This is a genomic window from Nonomuraea sp. NPDC049504 (genome assembly GCF_040676845.1).
GTDB lineage: Bacteria > Actinomycetota > Actinomycetes > Streptosporangiales > Streptosporangiaceae > Nonomuraea > Nonomuraea salmonea.
Genome location: NZ_JBFAPT010000018.1, coordinates 1 through 21,418, shown reverse-complemented (window position 1 = coordinate 21,418; position 21,418 = coordinate 1). Strand labels below are relative to the sequence as shown.

General features: G+C 64.1%; 14 protein-coding genes. 9 read left to right on the top strand and 5 right to left on the bottom strand.

Going from position 1 to position 21,418, the window contains the following annotated elements; genetic code table 11:
- Nucleotides 1-116: 116 nt before the first annotated feature.
- The gene (locus AB0K28_RS30560; RefSeq protein ID WP_364376888.1) at nt 117-662 is read left to right on the top strand and encodes a hypothetical protein; all 546 of its coding nucleotides are present in this window, start codon (nt 117-119) and stop codon (nt 660-662) included.
- On the top strand, nt 659-1,684 hold the full coding sequence (locus AB0K28_RS30555) for a hypothetical protein (protein WP_364376885.1): 1,026 nt from the start codon (nt 659-661) through the stop codon (nt 1,682-1,684). The genes AB0K28_RS30560 and AB0K28_RS30555 overlap by 4 nt, the downstream gene beginning before the upstream one ends.
- 263 nt (nt 1,685-1,947) lie before the next feature.
- On the opposite strand, the gene AB0K28_RS30550 is transcribed toward AB0K28_RS30555, so the two are convergent.
- The 5 genes from AB0K28_RS30550 to AB0K28_RS30530 form a co-directional block, all read right to left on the bottom strand.
- On the bottom strand, nt 1,948-2,652 hold the full coding sequence (locus AB0K28_RS30550) for a hypothetical protein (RefSeq protein ID WP_364376882.1): 705 nt from the start codon (nt 2,650-2,652) through the stop codon (nt 1,948-1,950).
- Between the two features lie 31 nt (nt 2,653-2,683).
- Nucleotides 2,684-4,618 (bottom strand): hypothetical protein, encoded by a 1,935-nt coding sequence (locus AB0K28_RS30545; protein WP_364376879.1) that lies wholly within the window; start codon nt 4,616-4,618, stop codon nt 2,684-2,686.
- Nucleotides 4,619-4,620: 2 nt separating this feature from the next.
- Entirely contained in the window at nt 4,621-5,562 is a 942-nt protein-coding gene (locus AB0K28_RS30540; protein ID WP_364376876.1) for a hypothetical protein, read from the bottom strand.
- A gap of 546 nt (nt 5,563-6,108) precedes the next feature.
- Nucleotides 6,109-8,511, bottom strand: a complete 2,403-nt coding sequence (locus tag AB0K28_RS30535; protein ID WP_364376873.1) for an HD-GYP domain-containing protein — start codon at nt 8,509-8,511, stop codon at nt 6,109-6,111.
- A gap of 913 nt (nt 8,512-9,424) precedes the next feature.
- A protein-coding gene (locus AB0K28_RS30530) for an IS3 family transposase (protein WP_364376870.1) occupies nt 9,425-10,668 on the bottom strand; the annotation gives its coding sequence in 2 pieces (ribosomal slippage) (nt 9,425-10,386 and nt 10,386-10,668; 1,245 coding nt in all).
- Between the two features lie 116 nt (nt 10,669-10,784).
- On the opposite strand from AB0K28_RS30530, the gene AB0K28_RS30525 reads away from it, so the two are divergent.
- The 7 genes from AB0K28_RS30525 (at nt 10,785) to AB0K28_RS30495 (ending at nt 20,847) form a co-directional block, all read left to right on the top strand.
- Nucleotides 10,785-11,057: a hypothetical protein gene (locus tag AB0K28_RS30525; protein ID WP_364377194.1), complete on the top strand. Its 273-nt coding sequence runs from the start codon at nt 10,785-10,787 to the stop codon at nt 11,055-11,057.
- A complete protein-coding gene (locus AB0K28_RS30520; protein ID WP_364376867.1) occupies nt 10,963-11,214 on the top strand; it encodes an HNH endonuclease signature motif containing protein in 252 nt (83 codons plus the stop codon). Before AB0K28_RS30525 ends, AB0K28_RS30520 begins: the two co-directional genes overlap by 95 nt.
- A 140-nt stretch (nt 11,215-11,354) precedes the next feature.
- On the top strand, nt 11,355-13,076 hold the full coding sequence (locus AB0K28_RS30515) for an IS1634 family transposase (RefSeq protein WP_364376864.1): 1,722 nt from the start codon (nt 11,355-11,357) through the stop codon (nt 13,074-13,076).
- 535 nt (nt 13,077-13,611) lie between these two features.
- Entirely contained in the window at nt 13,612-15,456 is a 1,845-nt protein-coding gene (locus AB0K28_RS30510; protein WP_364376862.1) for a DNA methyltransferase, read from the top strand.
- Between the two features lie 183 nt (nt 15,457-15,639).
- Nucleotides 15,640-16,722 (top strand): HNH endonuclease, encoded by a 1,083-nt coding sequence (locus AB0K28_RS30505; protein WP_364376859.1) that lies wholly within the window; start codon nt 15,640-15,642, stop codon nt 16,720-16,722.
- A 16-nt stretch (nt 16,723-16,738) separates the two neighbouring features.
- On the top strand, nt 16,739-19,666 hold the full coding sequence (locus AB0K28_RS30500) for an AAA domain-containing protein (RefSeq protein WP_364376856.1): 2,928 nt from the start codon (nt 16,739-16,741) through the stop codon (nt 19,664-19,666).
- Complete coding sequence (locus AB0K28_RS30495) at nt 19,663-20,847, top strand: hypothetical protein (protein WP_364376853.1); 1,185 nt, start codon at nt 19,663-19,665, stop codon at nt 20,845-20,847. The genes AB0K28_RS30500 and AB0K28_RS30495 overlap by 4 nt, the downstream gene beginning before the upstream one ends.
- Nucleotides 20,848-21,418: the final 571 nt, after the last annotated feature.

Genomic DNA, 21,418 nt, shown 5'->3' with positions numbered 1-21,418 from the left:
CCTTCACAAACACCACATGGCACAAAGAACCCAGATTGGTACTTATGGCGCGAATGGCTCTCAATATCGCCCCAAAGGCCGTCAAAATTGTCGTACGCATGTTCTAATGTGAGTGTATGGTGATTGAAGGACCGGACGGGCAAGGGCTCTGGGGAACGAAGGCGCGCCTATTCATCGTCTCCTACGTCCCACTCATCGGAATCTTCGCGGCCCGAAGCGCACCGCACTGGTGGTGGACGATCTCGTTGTCCATCCTGGCCATTGTGGGGGTGGTCGATGGGTGGCGTCTGGTTCGCACAGCCCAGAAGCGCTCCAGCGCGTACATGACGATTACAAGTGTAGAAGATCAAGGCAGTGCAGTCTCGGGCTACCTTGCGACCTACCTTCTACCCTTCCTCGGGGAGCTACCGAACGGCTGGGGCGACGGGATCGCCTACTTCCTATACTTCGCCACCGCCTTTGTGATCTTTCTCAAGTCGAACCTTGGAGTAGTTAATCCGACGCTCTACATTCTTGGCTGGCGCGTCTCGCGCGTTGCCCTCAATGGACGAGGAACACTGCTCGTATCACGCAAATCAGTCAGAGTCGGAGAAAGGGTACATGTCGCAGTGGCCCTAGGAGTGCACGTAACTGTCGCAACATATGGCACCATTGAGGAATGACCCCCGAGCGTCCCAGAGCATTCGATGAAATCACTCTCGACGGAACTCCCTACCTGGTACTCGGTCGACGCACAGGACAGCGCGGCATGGAGGCCAGGAAGATCATAATCAACGAGGCCCTCCACGACCCTCTTTGGGAGTTGTCCCTGAACGCCTTGGAGCGTGTACGAGCAAGCAACTCGCGTCCTTACGAGCCAAACGCAGAACTGGAACGAGAAGAGTTCTTCCTTCTTGACCTTGACGAGATCCCTGAGCAGCCCGAGAAGCTGTCGAACCACAGGAAGAGCAATCTGCCTGCTGAAGACCACAACGAAGATCGGACTGCTGCACTGATCCGCACGCTCCGAGATGTTGGCGTCCTAGACACGCTGGCCCCCTACGAGCTCCCGCGGTTCCCTACGCCGATCTTCTACTCTGTGGCTTGGCAGCAGGCGAACGATACGTGGGTTCACTTCATCCGAAAGACTAACCCACGCGTTGTATTCAAACCTGGCCTGAGCTGGTTCGGCTACGGGGACACCTTGAAGAAGATCGAAGATCCTGCCATGGTTATAGATGATCGTGTGGACATGATCCTCACCTCGGATCACCTAGCTGCTTTTAATGGGCTACACCTCAGGACTCTCTTCACGGACGTCCACATCGTTCTGCAGGACGTTCCGAAGTACGTCGAAACTATCGCCAAGGTTCTTGATGAAGAGAGCATCGGTATCACTGGCGATGCCAGGGCAGCGTTGCTCGCAGCTTCCAAGCGGCGAGTGTCATTCGCCGCAAGGATTTATCACCTGCAGGAGCGTCTTCCCGAGATAAGACTGAACCTCGACCGCCTAGGCGCAGTTCTGGACCGCCACTCGATTGACATCAGTTCCCTGCTCAATGGAGAGGGCAGGCTGCACTTTGAGGAGGAACAAGCAGGCTTGTTCCTTGACGTTCTCGACGGCCGGTATTTCAAAGACGACTGGACCGACGAACCACGCCGAGCGGATAGATACTCACGAAGGCAGCCGACGTCCAGTCAGTAGACCGCATTTACGCCCAGTGTCACAAACACCGCCGACGATGAGCCGGAGACAGCCGTTCCAGCGCGCTGATCATCGCCTGATCGTCCACAATGGCCGACGCCTTGCCACCTGCCGGCGCGACACCGCGAGCTGTCGATGCAGGACCAGGATCCGCATCGACCTCGCGAGCTGCCCAGCAGCGCCACCCGTCGGGGCCGATCGAGCCTTGTTCGCGTCGAGTTGGTATGAGACACGAGCACCCCGGTTTCGGAACGACGGCCGCCTCAGCCGGTCCGTCGTTCGAGTTCCTCTGTCATCTCCGCAAGGTCGCTCCAATCGACCAGGTCGAAGGACTTCTTCAAGAGCCAGAGGAACCGTTGTTGGAGTACGGGTTCTTCGCTAATCCTTCCCGTGGCCGCCAGGAGAATGTGCGCTAGCCGCTCGACGTCGTCCTTGGAACTGTGGACTTCGGCGACAAGGGGCCGGACGCGCCGATCGAAGGTCTCCCAGGAGAGATCGGGGTTCGGCTGGCTGAGGTGCTGCCTTAGCCACCAAAGGCTGGCCCGCGTGATATTCGACAGGTGGTCGTCACTCAAGGAGATGACGGCATCGTCGGCGAGGACCGCTTCGAGACGGCCTGCCCTGCGCGCCTCCGAGAACCGCTCAGAGCGGACGAGATCCGACTCAGACATGGAAACATACATGCGAGCCCGGAACTCCACATCCCCATAGGCAGGTGTTAGTTTCCATCCTGCAAGCTCCATGGTCAGCTGCTGCTCAGCCTCGAACGCTTCTTCGGGAAACAACTTCTCAGTAACGTTCCGAGACGCTGCCTTCGTGCCAGCAAGTGCAGCGGCGCGCGCTGCGTCTGCATTCGGGTGCGGCGGACGCTCTGGGTCGTGATCTCTCCGCGGAAAAGGCCGGTACCAGACCCGCCCCCGTCCCTCAAAGGCGATGCCCGGCACAGTGGATGGCAGGGCCATCGTCACCTTCACTGACCGTACTCGCCTCAGCCTTGCCTCATCCCTGGTCAGCAACGAAGCCCTCTTCCCTGCTGACCAGGGATTCCGCCTTGCTGGACCGGTCATTCGCAGGCGGCGCCTCAGCGGAGTGCCTAGGTCCCCAGATCAGGCGCTTCAGCATCGTGTCGCCGAACCTGTCGGTCTCGTCCGGGTCGTTCTTGGTGAGCGCCTCGAGGAGATCGAGGTTCATGTCATGCTTGATAACGGTGCTGAACAGCTCGTCGACAGGCTCCTTCGGTATCAGGGCCTGTTTTACGGCCTTTCTCCAGAACAGCGCAGCATCGATGGCGGCCGTCCGCGTCTCAGCGCGGTTGTGAGCCTTCCGGAACGCGTCTGCCAGAGTCGCGAGGCGCTCCGGGTACTCGAGATCTCGGCCGCCCTCACCACACAGCACGACGAGTCCTTGGCCCGAGTTAGCGAGGCAGAGGAACGCTACGATGCCCGCGCGCTCGAGCTCGACCTTGCCGAGCCACTTGCGGATCGTCGTTAGCACCAGGGCCCGGTGCTTGGAGGTCCCAAGAGCGGTGAAAGCCTTCACGAGGGCGGGGCTGACAGGGTTTGGGGACTTGAGCGCAGCCCTTCCTAGCCGGGTGAGCGCCAAGTTCGGGGCGGTCATCCCGAACTGGCCGCCACACACTGCGGCAACGACGTCGACCTTCTCCTGCGACGGCTTGGCAGCGAGCCAGGTGTACAGGCGGTCGCGTACGTATGCACCGATCACAGGATCAAGCGAAGCCTTTATCAGTTCGTCGACGAGGAGCTCCGGTCGCTTGCCGGATAGCTGTTCGAAGAGCTCCTGCACGAGGAGGCGGTCGTTCAGGCGAGCCGCGAGCTCCATGAGCGAGCCGACCACCCGCTTGGCATCGTCAGCATCGAGCTTCTGGATAGTGTCAAGCGCCCAGGTTCGCAGTGTCTTCCGCTGATTCGGAAACTGATTCCACAGGTGGAGTCGGACCGCAGCGGCGAGGCCGTGAGACTGGGGATCTACCCTCACACCGCCGTCCACCTCGACGAGCTTCGCTGATTCGAGACGCTCGGAGGCGAAGACGTCGGAGAAGATGTCGACGAGCGAACGAGTCTGGCCGATCTCCTGGCGGAATGCCTCGGACATGGCGAGTACAGAATCGCGTCGGCCGCCATCACACATGGCCGCAGACCAGAGAAGAGTGCGGGCCCCTAGGTCAGAGGGGCAGACGGTCTTGAACCAATCCCGCCAACCGCGGAACTCCTCGGCGATCTCCTTGCCTGAGGTGTCCGGATCCGCGGTGTGAAGGATATCCGTCAGGCGGAGCACTTCTCTGGCGCGTGGGGACGACTCCCAGATCTCCACGAGTGCTTTGTCCGCCAGCCGAGGAGAGAGGTGGCCTGCACCGGTGCGCCGCAAAATACTCTCAGCCAGCTCTTTTCCTGATGGAGTGGCCAGACGCACGATTCGCACGCCGAGCCCGTCCAGCCACTGCTCCTTTACTTTGGCCTCGCAGGTGAGTACGACGAGCCTCGCGCCTGCGTCCTCAGCCCAAGAGAGCAGCTCTGCACCGAAGTCGGCGGACGGACACTTGTCGTACTCCGACATGTCGAGGACATAGCCGTGTCCCTGTGCTGCGGCGGGGAGAAGCTGCTTTCGCGGCTGCTCCCAGTTGGTCTGCAACCGGACGACCCGATTGGTACCGCACTGCTCGCGGAGTCTACGCAGGGCCGCGGTTCCCCGTCCTGTGCCAGGCTCGCCAACAATGACGAGGACACCAGGGTCGGAGAGGATCACCTCGCTCCTCTTCCAGTCGTCGCTCTCAGGGTGGACGAAGAGGCCGTCGAAGGTGGGTCGTAGCTCCTCACCGCTGACAGGAACGGGCTCGACTGACTCGTCACCCATGATGAAGGTCATGTTCTGTCCGAACCAGGCCGGACCTTGGAACGTAGTCTCGGGAATGCTCATGGTCACTCCTTCGGCGAAGCCGGGGGGTAATGGGTGTTGATGGTCATGCCGTTGAAAACCTGCTGGGAGGCGAGATACGACGGACCTTGGAACGTGACATCACCCTCGAACCGAATTCCACCCTTGAAGGGCGAAGCCTGTGCCGGCGGCGCAGGGAGTGCAATGCCATGCTTGCGCTGGAACCGCGCCCTAACCTGTTGGGCATCGAAGTCACCCGCATGAGGGCCGATCGCTTCGGCTAGCTCGGCAAGCATAACCAGCAAGACCGTGGCCGACTGGCCAGTGTTCCGAGCAAGTTCGGCGAGATTGTCGAGCCCGTCGAGCCAGTCCCGACCGTCCTCGAACGGTTCGACGCGCCACACGTGTAGACGTGACAGCACCCGGTGGGTCAAGTGCTCGAGTCCGTCGGGTTCGGTGATACCCGTCGCAGCGGACATTGCCTTGACGATCTGAGCATGCCGTGTACGTAGTCGCTCGCTCGTCACCTTCTCCACGAGGAGGCGCCGAAACGAGACGTGGGTGCTGTGAGCGCGTGCTCGAGCCGCCAGATCATGCAGGTCAGCGAGGTCGTCCCTCGGCCCGGGCGCCGCAGCGCCGAGGAGGAGGCGCCCTGTTTCAAGAGCGTGCTCGCGAGTTTTCCAAGTCTCCGCAGCCTGGCCGAGCAACGAGATCAGCGCCTCACTGCTTCCCGTGACGGCCAGCTGCTTCTTGACCTGAAATTCGATCGTCGTACTTTGGTGCGCTGGCCCTGCTCGCATGACGACGTCATCGAGCAGGCTCCCTGCAACTCGCTGCTGCAAGGCAACGCTCTCGACAGGCAGATCGATCCCCACAGGAACGTGCGCTCCGCGCAGCAGCCTGCTGAATGCCAAGGCCGCAACCCGGTACTCAAAGATCGTCCCTGCGCCCCCCGTTGCCTCTGGGGACGCCACTCCGTACGCCATTTCCCCTCCCTGCTTCTGCGTTGCCCACCACATTAGAAACGACGACCGACAAAATCGCGACTCGAATATTCTTTCGATATTCGCCTCTCTCGTTCCCGAAGGCGCCTACGACTCCGCCTAGTCATTTCTGTGAAGCCCCTGCTTCACCATGGATGGATATGACACGCAAGGCGAGTGATATCGCTCTTGATCGCCAGTGGCATCGCCCAGGCCACAGGCACATAGCGGATGGCACCCTGGAGCGCTGAAGCTTAGGAGTGTCCTGAAGACATACCGGTCCGGCTATACCGCCCGTGCACCGGGCTAAAAGGCTGCTGGTCATGGCAGATACGTGCGTAACTCCGACTTGCGGTGCGAGGTCAACCTGCAGCGCAAGCGGCCGGCGCCGGGTGACGGGCGAGACGTGTTCGTCGCCGGCACCCGAGCATCCCGTTCCTACCTCGTGGCCCTACCCACGCCAGGCCGGACGCCGACCCGCGATTGGTCACTCGCCAGGCCGCCTTGTACGGCTAAAGGAATGATCACTGGCGTGCACGGGACAACCGCTCACATCGGCTTCTTACGGTCGTTGCGGGCAGGCCTGGCGCTGAAGAGCGATTCGAGCTGGTCGTATCGGCTGTCAGCGATGCTCAGGAACACCTCCACCATCTCAGGATCGAAGGACGCTCCCGATTCCTGGCTCATGATTTCGAGAGCCTCTTCGATGCTCCTTGCCGGGCGGTAAGCACGTCCAGTGGCGACGGCGTCGAACACGTCGGCCACGGTGATGACGCGGGCGCTCTCCGGGATCTCCCCGCCCTCCAAACCCCTGGGATAGCCGCGGCCGTCGAACCGTTCGTGGTGGTGAAGAATCCCCTCCAGGGCGGCGTCGGTGAGGAGGGTTCGAGCGGATGGTTCAAGGAGGTCGTCGAAGAGTTCCATCAGTCCCTCGACGATGCTCACGCCGCAGCTCGTGTGCGATTGGATCAGCGCGTACTCCTCCTGGGTGAGAGCTCCGTCTTTGTTGAGGACAGTGCCGGGGATGGCGAGCTTGCCGATGTCGTGAAACAGCCCAGCCAGACGTACGGCCTCCAATGAGTCAGGGCGCGTTCCCATACCTTCGCCGATCATGACGGCCAGCCGGGAAATGCGTTCGCTGTGTCGGCGTGTCTGGGGGCTTTTGATGTCCAGCGCCGTCATCAGCATTTCGGCCAGATCATCGGCGGTCACTTCGCCGTCGAGCCGCTCCGGTGCCCGGACGGTGGCGAAGCGGTCGGCATCGGCCCGCGCCCGCCACAGTGCGGGCGCGTCCTGCGGGCGCCCCTGCGCGACCAGCAGACCAGCCATCCGGACAGTGGACGCTCTGTCGCCGGGGTCCGCATCGGCCAGCCTGCGTGCGAGCTCCCTTGCTCGGTTCTGTTCGTCGAGAAGGCCGGCCAGCGTCGTTCTTGCGGAGTCCTCCCCTGCATCGGCCTGGGCCCGCCACAGCGCCAACGCGTCATCCGTTCGGCCTTGTCCGACCAGAAGTGTGGACAGAAGCCCGGTCGCCTGCTCATGACCAGAGCGAATGGCGTGCTGGTACAGAGCTCGAGCCTGCCTGTGCAGGAGGCGATGTTGTGCGGCGTGGCCGGCGCGGGTCTGGTCACCGGGATCGGTGAGATGGTCGACCAGCGCCTGCCAGCAGGTGCTTGGTACCTCTGCCAGATGGCGTTGCTGTCCGGCGTGCTGCTGGAGGTAGTCGGCGACTTGGTAACCGCTGATCTGTCCCATGGTGGTGGAGCCGGCGACCGGGGCGAGGGCGGCCGCGGCGCCGTTCAACGTTCCGGTGGCATACGCGAGGGCGGTCTCGAACCAATCGGGTGAGGCTGCGGCGCGCTGGCGCACGTCGCAATATCCGGGTGCCGCGGCACGCAGCAGGTCCGAGCTGAGCGGGGACACGACGCCGAGGCGCGTGGCGTCGATGGCAGCGTTCAGCACCGCGGCGGCGTAGGGATCCGCGCCGCGCCATCGATTCACCAGTTGTGGAGCCGCGGCGATGATCTGAGTGAGCCCGTAGTCCCCGGATCGCAGCGCCAAAGCGATCCGCTGGTCCCCGGAGGTCGCCACGGCTTCGGCGCGCTCGCGCTCCGCGGCGCTGAAGGAGCCCGGCAGGTGAACCACGTCGGCCAGCTCCAGCAGCTGCCGTTCAGCGGCGTACAGATCCGGCTGCCCTGGGCCCGGCATCGCCGTGTAGGCGGTGTAACGCTCGGGCCAGATGGTCGCGACCAGTACTACGCCTGACTGCAGCAGGACGCGGACGGTGGCGGCGCTCAAGCCGGCCGAGCCGCCCACGTACCGTTGGAGCTCGTCCGCCCATATGACCAAGCGACCGATCGTCTGCTCGGCGACCTGACGGACCTGCCCGGCATCAGCGGGATGCAGCAGCCACCAGTGCGGTAACACCGCGCGGATCGCTTCGAATGCGCTTCGGGACTTACCCACCGACGACTCACCAACCAGCAGCACCATGCCGCCTCGGCCGGCAGCCTTGGCCAGAAGGTCCCGGACTCCGCGCGGGGCGGTATCGGTGTCGCGAAGAATGTAGGCGGGGAGGTCGCCGGTCGCGCCCGGAGCGTCGATCGCAGCATGCACACCCAGCCGACGAGGGTCGGCCTGTGCCACTCGGATCAGGCCGGCAGTGCCAGGGGCATCGGCGGTGAGCGCGCGTTCCCGGGCTGCTTGCCACGCATTCCACTGCTCGCGAGGAACCGCACAGGCACGCAGGAACGCCTCCAGCGTTTCCCGGCTGGCCCTGCCCTTGTTGAGCAGATCCGACAACGTCGAACTCGGTAACCCTTCCTTCGGCCGCTTTCCAGGGTTGGCTGCTTTGTCGAGATCGGCGTATGAGCGGCCTGCCCGTAAGGCGCGTAACGCGGATATCAGCTCGGGGACGGTATGCACCTGGCTGGGGTCTGGCATCTCAACGTGCACCAGCGACGCTCCTCCCGTCCTGAATCCCATCCATCCGCAGAGTTCTTCGCCCACTGATTCGGACGGCACCGGACCGGTTCCACTCCCATCGTCGGTGCGGCCCCCAACAGCCGTCCAGCCTGCACGACCGGTTCACTCTGCACGGTAGCGCCTCCGGCATGCTCCGCATTCGATGCCGGACCCTCGTCCTGCGCTGACCATGAGAGCAGCCAACACACATCGCGGAGGAACCCAATGGAGCTTCTGGTTGACCTCATCCCACTGGCCGTCGCCGCCCTCAATCTGGCCATCGCCCTCATCAACCGTGAAAGGCACGCAGGCTCGGCACCCCGGCATATAAGGAGACAAAGGCGGCATCTATCGCGAGTTCTGTGACAGGTCCTCTCCGCAGTCGGACGCCGGACAGAGCGCGGCCCGTCCCGATCAACAGCAACGCGAGCCACATGAGCACGAACATCTGCCAGCATTCCCACTTGCGGGTGACGTGGCACAATGGTTTGATTGTGAACCATTGCCGAAAGAAGCCTCCCCGCGAAGATCAATCAACCGTCCGCTGGCAGGCCTGATCAAAAACATGCACAATTACCCTCGTGAAGGCGTACGTGGGGGTCACCGACGGAAGTTGGTACCGGTTCCTTTCCGCACGTCCCATGCTCACCGAGGTCAACTTCTGGCGCCCCTCCAGCGGTCGCGAATTCCGCGCACTTGACCACGGCGAACCGTTCTTCTTCAAAACCCATCACCCACACAACCGCGTAGTCGGCGGTGGCTTCTTCAGCGGCTTCGCCCCCCCTTCGCGTCTCAGAGGCCTGGGAGTTCTTCGGACAAGGCAACGGCTCATCAAGCCTCGGTGAGTTGCGTCACCAGGTGGGGCGATACCGCAGCCTGAACCGCCCCGGCTTTGATGGAGACCTCAGCGGTTGATTGCTAGGGCTTCGTTGGGGTGGTGGTGAGCGTAGTAGATGGCCTCGAACTCGTCGGGCGGACGGTGTCCGATAGCTGAGTGCAGGCGGGTGGCGTTGAACCAGGACACCCACTCGGCGGTGGCCAGTTCCACCTCGGCCAGGCTGCGCCATGGGCCTCGGGGCTTGATCAGCTCGGTCTTGAACAGGCCGATCTGCGATTCCATCAGGGCGTTGTCGAGCGCGTCGCCGACCGTGCCGATGGAGGCGTCGATGCCGGCCGCCAGCAGATGGGTGGTGAACCGGAAAGACGTGTATTGACTGCCCGCGTCCGAATGATGAATCAACCCCGCCCCGGCCGGATGACCGGTGCGCTCGCGCCGCCACAACGCCATGTCCAGGGCGTCCAGCACGAGGGTGGTGTGCTTGGTCAGCGAGGCGGCCCAGCCGACGATCGCCCGGGAATAGACGTCGACCACGAACGCGACGTAGACCACCCCGCACCAGGCGGAAACGTAGGTGAAGTCGGCCACCCAGGCGGAGTTCGGCCTCTGTGCGGTGAAGTCGCGCTGCAGCCGGTCGGCGGCGCGCTCGTGTCCTGGATCGGGCGTGGTGGTGCGGATCCTCTTGCCCCGCCGGGCGCCTTGCAGGCCGAGTGCGCGCATGCGTCGTTCGACGGTGCAGCGGGCCACCTGATGTCCTTCGCGCAGCAGTTGCCGCCATACCTTGCGGGCTCCGTAGACGCCGTAGTTGGCGGCGTGGATGCGCTGGATGTGGGCGTCCAGCTCGGCGTCGCGTACTGCCCGCGGCGAGGGTGGGCGCCTCTTGGCGGCGTAGTAGGTGCTGGTGGAGATGGGGCAGCCGTGTTCGGTCAGGACACGGCAGATCGGCTCGACACCGAACACGCTGGCGTGCTGGTCGATGAAGGTCACGAGTGCGTGTGTGGCCGGTCGAGCTCGGCCGCGAAGAAAGCCGACGCGGCCTTCAGGATCTCGTTGGCGCGCCGCAGTTCGGCGTTCTCCCGGCGCAGTCGCTTCAGCTCGGCCGACTCGTCGCTGGTGCGGCCGGGCCGGCTGCCTTCGTCGATCTGGGCCTGGCGGCCCCAGGTGCGCAGTGTCTCCGCGGTGCCGATGCCGAGCTTGGTCGCGACCGCGTTGATCGTCGCCCACTCGGTCGGGTAGTCCGGCCGCACCTCGGCGACCATCCGCACCGCTCGGCGGCGCAGCTCGGCGGGATAGGGAGACTTACCTGGCATGGACTCGATCCTCTCAAGAGATCAAGTCTCCACCGAACCCGGGGCGATTCAGCCAGCCGATTGACCCCGGGGAGGACCCGGTCATCGGCTGCGTCATCATCCGCGACGTCTTCTTCTTGCCAGACGATCGAATCGTCGGGCCGCCCCCGGACTTCGCGTCCAACATCGTGCAGGGCAAAAGCTACGACCTCGCAAGCCACCCAGCCGCCGACTACTTCCATGATCTGCTGCACAGAATCGGCATTGGCGTCAACATCGACCTGTCCGAGCCGTGGCACCGTGACAGACCGGTCTATGGGGATCCACGGCTGGCCCCCCGCAGGCTCGGCCAGCAGGCCTTTGGCCGTGGTCCTGCACGCCTACGAACGCCGGTGCGCGATCAGCGGTGACAGAATCCGACCGGTCCTGCAGGCGGCCCACATCCGCCCGGTCGCGGTGGGCGGCGAACATCGTCTGGACAACGGACTACTTCTACGCTCGGACGTCCACACGCTGTTCGACCGAGGCTACTTGGCGGTCGACCCTAAGCCCGCGTTCCGCAGCTAATCCGTGATCCAAGGCATGTTCGGGTCTGAACCCGCAAGTCAACGGAGTATGGCCTGGTGGAAACGGCGGAAAGCCCTAGTGACACGACTTCACTGATAACCCCGTCACGACGTGCACACGCGCTGCTACGGTCTGGTGACATGTTCGTCAGGACAGCGAGCCGGAAGAACAAAGACGGCACCACGGTGCGATACCTCCAACTCGCCCATAACGAGTGGGATCCGGTCGCCAAAGCCGCCAAGATGAAGGTCCTGCACAACTTCGGCCGCGAAGATCTGATCGACCGCGCCGCCGTCGAACGCCTGGTCGGCTCGTTGTGCCGGCTGCTGGACCCGAGCCGCGCCGCCGCGCTCACCTCGGGCGCGGACCTGACCTTCATCGGCTCGGCCGCCTACGGCGGCGTCTACCTGCTCGACCAGCTGTGGCGGCAGCTGAAGATCGACACGATCATGACGCGCATGCTGGCCTCCACCCGGCGCAGCCCGTTCACCGAACGGGTGCTGTTCGCGCTGGTCGCCAACCGCGCCCTGGACGCCTCCTCCAAGCTGGCCGCCTCCCACTGGGCCGGCCGCGCCGCCCACATCGACGGCCTGCCCGCCTGCAGCGACGACGCCTGCTACCGGGCGATGGACTGGCTGCACCAGGTCCAAGACTCCGTGGAGCGCAAGGTGTTCGACCAGGTCGCCACCCTGCTCAACCTGGAAGTCGACCTGCTGTTCTTCGACACCACCTCCACCTACTTCGAGATCGACGAAGGCGACGAACCGATCGCCCGTGACCAGCGCGGTGTCCCGCTGCCCGACGCCGACAACACCGATGAGGGTGATGGCGACGGATCGGTGATGAAGGGCTTCCGCACCCACGGCAAGTCCAAGGATCACCGCGACGACCTGCCGCAGATCGTCATCGGCATGGCCGTCACCCGCGACGGCATCCCGGTCCGCGTCTGGTCCTGGCCCGGCAGCACCACCGACACCGCCCTGATCCGCCAGGTCAAGGACGACATGCGGGACTGGACCCTATCCAAGATCGTGTGGGTCGGGGATCGCGGCTTCGCCTCCGCCGACAACCGCCGCTACCTGCGCCAGGGCGATCATCACTACATCATCGGTGAACGGCTGCGCTCGGGCTCGGCCGAGGCCAAGGCCGCGCTGTCCCGGCAGGGCCGCTATCAGGACGTGGCTGAGAATCTGAAGGTCAAAGAGGTCCGCATCGGTGAGGCCGACCGGTTCGTGATCTGCTTCAACCCTGAGGGCGCCGCACGCGATGCGGCCATCCGGGAACGCCTCCTCACACAACTCCAGGAGCTGATCGCCGGCACCGACGCGCTCAGCGCCACCAAACGCGCCGAACTGCGCGGCGTCATCTCCACCAAGCCCGGCCTGAACCGGTATCTGCGCACTACCCCCAAGGGGTTGCTGCGCATCGACGCCGCCAAGGTCAAGGCCGAGGCGAACCTGGACGGCAAGTACCTGCTGCGCTGCTCGGACCCCAAGCTGCCGGCCGAGGACATCGCCGTCGGCTACAAGCAACTGCTGGAGGTCGAGCGAGGCTGGCGCGACATGAAGCAGATCATCGACCTGCGCCCGGTCTATCACCGGCTGGAGGAACGCATCCGCGCGCACGTCATCTTGTGCTGGCTGGCGCTGCTGCTGATCCGCATCATCGAGACCACCACCGGCACCACCTGGAGGCGCATCCGCACCGAGTTCGACCTCCTGACGGTCGCCACCTTCACCGGCCCGACCGGCACTTTCCGCCAGCGCGCAGAGCTGACCAAGCCCCAGCGCGACATCCTGGCCAAACTCGACATCCCAACCCCGAAGAAAATCGTCGAAGCCGTACCCGCCGCAGACGCCTGACCAGGCACAACACCGGCGCCTAGTGACACGCCGCATCAGCACGCTCGCAAGCGTTTCCCCAGCTCAGGCCACAGATCTATGTGCCTTTCTCGCTACACATCTGCGGAACGCGAGCTAAGCATCGCCTGCTGGTCAGCCCGAGACTTCGTGAGGAGTTCGGCAACGGCGAGGAGTTCTACCGCCGGGCCGGACAGGAAATTCACGTCCCGAGCCGACCACGCGACCGACCCCACCCCGAGACCCTTGAGTGGCACATCGACGAGATCTTCTTACGCACATAGACCACCCTGGCCGATCCGGCTCCCCCTTCACTTCTGGCTCGGTCGAAGGGCACGTCAACCGCGTCATCCATCTGGAAGCCAATGTCAGGCTGAGTCGTACGGCCTGCCAGTAGATTCGGCCGGCTGGCACTGCGGCAGCTCTAACAACCACCTCTCGTGAGGGGTCTCCGGCTTCGAGCCAACTTTCTCGTCGAACTTGAGGCCGTCCTCAAGGAGCATGAACCGGACTCGCCACGCTTGGTGTCCAAGGTCTGATGGGATTCGTGCACGTGCATTTCGTCAGGGACGGGTATTGGTTCGCTGACTGCCCGTCCCTTGCAGTCCAGCCGGAGATCAGCCGTTGGAAGCTCGGCGAGCTTCCCACGGTCGGGGCTCCATCTCATATCGAACACAGTTTCATATTGCCTCGTTCCAAGTTCCGATCTATAAAAAAGGAGATCCATCTATCAAAGCGGCTCGGTTGCATGAAGCGGGTGCCAATGCCGGATGCATGGAGAAATCGCCTCTTCTATGGCGACAACATTGACATACTCCGCCGACACATCGACGACCGATCCGTTGACCTCGTCTATCTCGATCCGCCATTCAACTCCAACCGCTCCTATAACGTTCTTTTCCGTCATCGGACAGGCCAAGAGTCGCAAGCCCAGATAGAGGCATTTGACGACACATGGACATGGAGCCAAGAGAGCGAGGCTCAATATCAGCAACTGTTGAACGGCGACGCTCCTGCACGGCTTGCCGACGCGCTGGAAGCGATGCGCAGGGTGCTGGGCACTAACGATGTGCTGGCCTATCTGATAATGATGGCCGCTCGGCTGATCGAACTGTATCGCGTGATGAAGCCAACCGGTTCGCTCTATCTCCACTGCGATCCGACTGCATCACACTATCTAAAAATTCTACTCGATGCGATCTTCGGTGGCGAGAACTTCCGCAACGAGATTTCCTGGCTGCGCGCTGGCGCGAAGAACGACTCCCTTCGCTATGGCAGATCACACGATGTGATCCTTTTTTATACTGCGGGCAGGACGTTCGTCTGGAACGCTCAATACACTCCCTTCGATCCGAAGTCGATCGAAAAGAACTACACGCACATTGAAGCTGGAACCGGAAGGCGATACCGGCGAGGTGATTTGACCGCAGCAAAACCTGGCGGCGACGTCGACTTCGAATGGCTGGGCGTCCGACCATACCGCGGGCGGCATTGGGCATACTCCCGTGAGAAGCTCGACCAAATGTTGGCCGAAGGCCGGATAGAGTTCCGCCGAACCGGAATGCCGGTATTCAAGCGATATCTGGACGAACAACCGGGAGTTCCACTGCAAGATGTCTGGACTGACATTCGACTCACCTCTGCAGACAAGGAACGTCTGGGTTACCCGACGCAGAAGCCACTTAAGCTCCTGGAACGCATCGTCTGCGCCAGCAGCAATCCTGGCGAAGTAGTGCTGGATCCATTCTGTGGCTGCGGCACTGCCATCGACGCCGCCCAGAAACTGGGCCGCCGCTGGATGGGAATCGACATAACGTACCTCGCAATAGACCTGATCGAGAAGCGCTTGCGTGGAGTATACGGCGATACAGTAATGGATTCCTTTACAGTCCTAGGCATACCACACGATATAGAAGCAGCGCGATCACTATTCCACCGATCCCCGTTCGAGTTCGAACGCTGGGCCGTCTCGCTCATAGACGGACAGCCTAACGAGAGACAGGTCGGCGACAAAGGATTCGACGGTGTAATTAGATTTCCCATCGACGGCCAAGGGGGAACCGACCGCGTTTTAATATCAGTCAAGGGCGGTCGGCAGCTCGGCCCTCATATGGTCCGTGATCTCGCTGGCGCCGTCGGCCATCAAGGCGCCGCGGGCGGGGTGCTTATTACCTTGGAGCGGCCTACACGAGGAATGCTCCACGAGGTCAACAGGTCCGGGCTCTTCCGTGCTGAACGCCACGGCCGATCCTACCCTAAACTTCAATTGATTACAGTGGAAGAGCTTCTCACTGGAACACGCCCGGAACTTCCACCCGCGCTTCTGCCCTACATAAAAGCGCAACGCCGACCCGCAGCACACACACAACTGACACTCGACTGACTTCGCGGCACAGGTACTGCGGTTCCAACGGTCACCGGCGTCATGTCCGTCAGGTTGCTTACGCCGTTCCAGGCCATGCCTTAGATCACGACTGCTCGCCGATCGCAAGCAACTGATGCAGCAAGGCGACGAACTTCTGCGGGAGAGCCACCGTCTGGGAGCAGCAATCGTTACCATCCTGGGGTGGCGCAAGCTCAGCGCAAGCACATCCCCAATGAGATCCGGCGCGCGCTCTTCGACGCGACCGACAGGCAATGCACCATCTGCCGCAGACCCCTGGACATCGAGGGCGGCACCCACCACATCGGCGAAATGGGCCACATCGCGCCGCACTCCCTGGACGGGCCTCGCCGGGAGGCGGCCAGACCGGCGGAAGTTGATGGCCTCGGCAACCTCATGTTGCTGTGCCCGAGCTGCCATCGAACCATCGACAAAGAGCCGGGCCTGTGGCCGGACGAGCATCTGCGCGCCATCAAGGCGGAGCATGAGGGGTGGGTGGTGGTCGAGCGGGCTCGACCGGAGCCGGACGAGCCGCTTAACGTGGAGCCCACGGGCCTCGGAAAGATGGTGAAGGTCGGAGGCGTCGCCTACCGAGTTGCGAGGGATCCCGAGGAGGAGAGGTTCGCGGACGGCACAGCAATCGTGTCGCGGGCGTTCGCGTTCGCGCCGGACGGCCGTCACGTCTGGATCCGCACGATCGCCACCAAATGGCCCGGTTCCGAGGCCCTGGAACGCCGCCTCGCCTTGGCCGCCGAGGCTGGCCTGCTCACCGAAGCACTCCCCGGCCTGCCGACGCCCGTCGCGGCGTCCATGACTGCCGAGAGGGCGACGCTGGTCACCGCGCTTCCCTCGTTCACCACCATGGCCCACTTCTACGGCGGCCGAGGCCGCGAAGCCGAGGCCGTACGTGTCCTGGCTGCCGGAGCCGCCGGGCTCTGCAAGGGGCTGGCCTCCTTGCATGCCAGAGGCCTCGCCCATGGTGCCCTCGCGGATGACTCGATCATGACCGACCGGGATGGAGCGCTCTTCTTGCGCGACGCCGGCCAGGCGTTCCTGCATCCCATCGAGCCCGCCGAGGACGTCCGCCAGCTGGCCGAGCTGATCCACCTGACGGTGACCGGGCGTCCGCCAGTACCGCTCGTCTCGGCCGCGGTCCTGAACCCTGCCGTCCCGGAGCGCTTTGCCCACGCCCTCGACCGCGCGCTCTCACCCGACCCGGCCGAACGCGGCGACATCGTGGAGCTCGGCGCTGGACTGCGCATCTGAGGCGAAGGAGCAGACCGTGGAGAACAGGGTCGTCGACCTCGGTGCCGAGGTCGGTCTGATCTGGTCCAAGAATTTTCCCAGCAAGCTCATCGCGCAGCGCGAGCGTCATCCGCTCCTGCCAGGGCTAGAAGGCATCTGCCACGACCTGCGGGCAGCCGGGCCGCAGAACCTGATCCCTGCTCGTCTGGAACGCGGCCGGGAGGGCCGCGACGACTCTCTCAAGATTTATGTCGACGGCCGGTACGCGCTCATGATGTTCCCCACCCAGGACCTGCGCGGCTACCGGGTCGTCTGGATCCATCCGATGCGTTTCAGCGACCACGACCGGATCGTGCGGGGCGGCCTGCTGTTGCGCGCCGGGCAATGGCGGGTCTACGAGCACCCTTACCAGCTGCGTCACTCCTCCGGCTGGCCAGCCATCCAGACCGCCTGGGCCACAGGTGTCATCGCGCCGCCCGATCAGGAGCCCAAGGCGCGGGCCTCTCACACCGCCTATCTCGACCGGCTCGCCACTCTGGTGGACCAGGGACGGCGGATCGAGGCTTCGGCGGGAGACGCCAGCCGGCTCGTCCCCTATCACCGCGTCTCCTCGGTGGCCGCGACCCGCCGCTCCGCGCGGTCGGTGCACGCCTTCCAGCTCATCGACGCCAACCGGCTGGCGGAAGGCACTCGCGTGCACATCGACGGCGAGCCCGATCTGCGTGGCCGGATCGAGCGGATCGACGAGGGTGTGGCGATGGTGCGGTTTGAGCGGCCCGTGGACTTCGGCCGGATTCCCGAGAGCGGCGCCTTCGCCGAGTCGCCCAACCTGATCGCCTTTGATAAGAAGCGAGCGGCCATCGAGATCCTGCGGGAAGGCCGCGCCCGCAATCCGCTGTTACTGACCGCCTTGGTCGACCACGGCTTCCAGACCTTCACCCCCGCGCTCGGGCGTCGTCCCCGCGAACATCTGGACACCAGCCAGCTCAGCGCCTTCCATAAAGCGCTGGCCGTTCCGGACCTCGCCCTTATCCAGGGACCGCCCGGCACCGGCAAGACGCACACCATCCGCCAGGTGGTTCTGGCCTGTGCCGAGGAGCAGCGCAAGGTTCTCATCTCCTCCTACACCAATCGAGCGGTCGACAACGTGCTCCAGGACCTGCCGGAAGACTTGCTGGTCCTGCGCATCGGCCGAGAGGACGGCGTCACGCCGGGGTGCGAGCACCTGATGCTGGAGGCGCGGGCGGTCGAACTCCAGCGGCGCATCGCCGAGCGGACCGAACCTGTCCTCGCCCGCTATGGCGCCGCAGCTTCGGATGGCCCCGCGGACGCCCTGCATCGGCAGCTCGCCGAGGACCTGCGGCGTCTGGACGATGCCGGTGCGCAGGTCCGGCACAGCACCGCCGCCCTGGCCGAACGCGAAGAGTTCGTGACCGCCGATCTCCGACGGCAAGCGAGTGCCCTGGACGACGAGCGGCGCCGCCACGAGGAGCTACTCGTCGGGCACTGCCATGCTCTCGACCGGCTCGACCGCATGCTGAGCAGGGCTCGGCGGGCCGCCGATTTCCCGCTGGTCGGCCGGTTCTTCCGGCGGCGGCTCACCCGGCTGCAACAGGAGCGATCCACGACGGCTGCCGAGTCCGAGGGCATCCGCCGGACGCTGGCCGTGACGGCGCAGGATCGGGCACGGCTGGCGGCCGAGCTGGACCATGTCCGCAGCACGCATCCCGACCTCGTGGCCGCCCGCCGGGCTCACGAACGCGACCTGGCCGGACAACGAGCCTGCGCCGAGCGGGCGGCGAAGGTCGCCAGGTCCCTGCGCGGACTGCTCGACGGCGAAACGCCCGAAATCAGTGCCGACCCGGCGAGGCTGGCCGCGTTCTTCTCCGCCGCGGGTTCAGTACTCGCGCTGATGCGCAGTCGGCTCGGCCTCCTGACCTCATGGCGAGGAGAACTCGAACGGCGGACGGAACAGCTGTACGCCGAGCTCGTCAGATACGCCGATGTGATCGGCGCGACCTGTATCGGCACCGCGACGAGCGAGCATCTCGACGACGTCGACTTCGACGTGGCCATCGTCGACGAGGCCGGCCAGATCAGCACAGCCGACCTGCTCGTTCCACTGGTCCGGGCACGCAGGGCGGTCCTCGTCGGCGACCACGTCCAGCTTCCGCCGCTACCGGATCAACGGCTCGTCGCCTGGGCCGCGGCGGAGCACCCCGGCGATTCCGAGCTGGCCCGGCTCATCACCGACAGCGCCTTCGAGTTGCTGTTCCCCTCGGCGCCTCAGGAGAACAAGGAACTGCTGCGCTTTCAGCGCCGGATGCCCGAAAGCCTGTCTCGCTTCATCTCCCGCCACTTCTACAGCGGTCTCCTGGAAACTGACGTGAGGCGGGTCCACCGCGACGACCTGTTCGCCGCTCCCGTTGCGTTCATCGATACCACGGAGTTGCCAGAGCGGGAGCGGCGCGAACGGAAGCCTCGCGCGGACGAACCCTGGCCCAAGGACAGCCGGCTCAACATGTGCGAAGCCAGGCTGCTGGCGCTCCTGGCGGTCCACTACCACGCACAGTCCGGCGACTGGGCGGTCATTCTGCCTTACGCGGCTCAGATCGGCCTGGTCACCTCCCTGCTCGCCCGGCGCATCGGTGACGAGAGCGTCGTCGCCCGCCGGGTGGCGACCGTCGACTCGTTCCAGGGTGGCCAGCACGACACCATCCTCTTCGGGTTCACGGTCAGTAACCCGTACCGCAACATCGGCTTCCTTCGCGAGGTACGCCGCTCCAACGTGGCCTTCTCCCGTGCCAAGCAGCGGCTGATCCTCGTCGGCGATTCGACCACGCTCCTCAACGCCAGCGACCCCGGCTTCCGCGACCTGGCGCGAGCCCTGCACGACCACGTGCGAACCGCCGGGGACCTGCGCGGGTACCGCGAGATCACGCGACACCTCGGGGAGCACTCATGAGCAGCACGTCGACCGACACGATCCTCTACGCTCCGGCCCGAGCCCTGGAACACGCTGCCGACCTACGCGGCATCCGGCCTGTACGCATTCACGCGCTCGCACTCCCTCTGCACGCCGCGGAGCTCTCCGCGGCCATTGAGGAACGCGGCCCATTCGACCTCCTCGACCGGTACGTCGGCCTTGCCATCGCCGAAGGCGGTTTCACCCGACTCCAAGACATCGCAGAGTTCCTCGGCGTCTCCGAGCATATGATCGACCGAGTGCTGCGCTTCCTTGGCGGAATCGGCCACCTGCAAGGCAGCGCCGACGCCCTCTCCCTCACCGAACGAGGACTGCGTTCAGTCCGCGACGACCGCCGCTACACCGAGAAGCAGGAGCGGCTATGCCTGTACTTCGACGGCGTACGAGGCGGACCGCTGCCTACCGCTCACTACGCCCACGGCGTCCGAATCTTGGACCAGGACGCCGCATACGCCCAGCGGGCCTTCCACCTCCTTCCTGAAGCATGCAGCTTCCGTCCGGGCGTCGTCGCGGAGCTGGCCCGGCGTCCCGACCGAGGCGAGTATGACTTGCCGGATGAGTTGCTCAACCTCGAGGTGCTGGAGGTGGGCCGGGCATTCCTGCCTTACTACGCCGTCAGGGCGCACGACGGCCAGCGGCTCAGGACACTTGTCTACTCCGGTGTCGCCGAACTGCGGGACCACCATCTGGAGAAGATCCTCAACTCATGGCCGAAAGCCACTCATGCGATGGAGAGCACCGATTCCGAGCAGCCCCGTGACCATTTCGCCGAGTGGATGCGCGAACGAAAGATCCCTCCGCAGGCACTCAGCTGGGTCGACCACTACAGCTTCCGGCTCGTCCTCCCGCCCTCTCGCTACTCCGAGCGCACAGTCGGAGCAAGGGATAAGGGCACCTTCTCCCTGATGATGCTCGGCTCGTACGTCGCTCCACGCAGCCACGTCCTCCAACTATGGTGCGACGACGCCCCTACGCGGACTAAAACCGTCCTCACCCGGGCGCTGGCCTACGTCACGGCAACCCGCCGCACGACCTCAGAATTGACGTCGTTCCTCGATCGCGTCTGTCGCCAGCTCGAACCAGACACCGAGGTCACTGTCGACGCCCTGCACGAGCACGCCCGCAGGGTTGGATACGGCGCCCTCGACCTCAAGGAATAAGGCAGTGGGTCCACCGCCTTCGCCAGATACCATCCTGCCTTGTCCGCAGGTTCGCCGTACTCCTCACGCCGGCCAACGGCGAGAACTGCTAACTAACCACCTGGGTTGATCTCGAACTCGTCCAGGGAGCCGTGAACGCCGACTGTACCCTTCTACACCGCAACAGCCGGGCTGAAGCCCGAGGCTCCCAGCTACCGTAATCAGCGATGAGCGCCCGCATCTGAAGAGCGGGACCGCCTTGCAAGACTCCCGTCCGGAGTACCGCTCTAACCAGTGCAAACACCCGCCCAGCCATGGAGATTGGGGGGTCCTTGCTGAAGGGCCAATACAGGCCCAGCAAAAAGAACATATGGCCCTTTATAGGGAAACCGGACGCCGTTCGACTCGAGCTCTCCTAAAGCGGGTGCCGCAGGTTCGAATCCTGCCGGGGGCACTCTGTGATGTCGCACGACATCGGAAACCCTCGAACCTGCGGTGGGGGGTATCACTCCAGGTGTGGAAATGATCACCAAACGTAGACGGAAGTCTGCAAAGATCATTGACCATCTCGGGGGAGAACACGATCATGTCC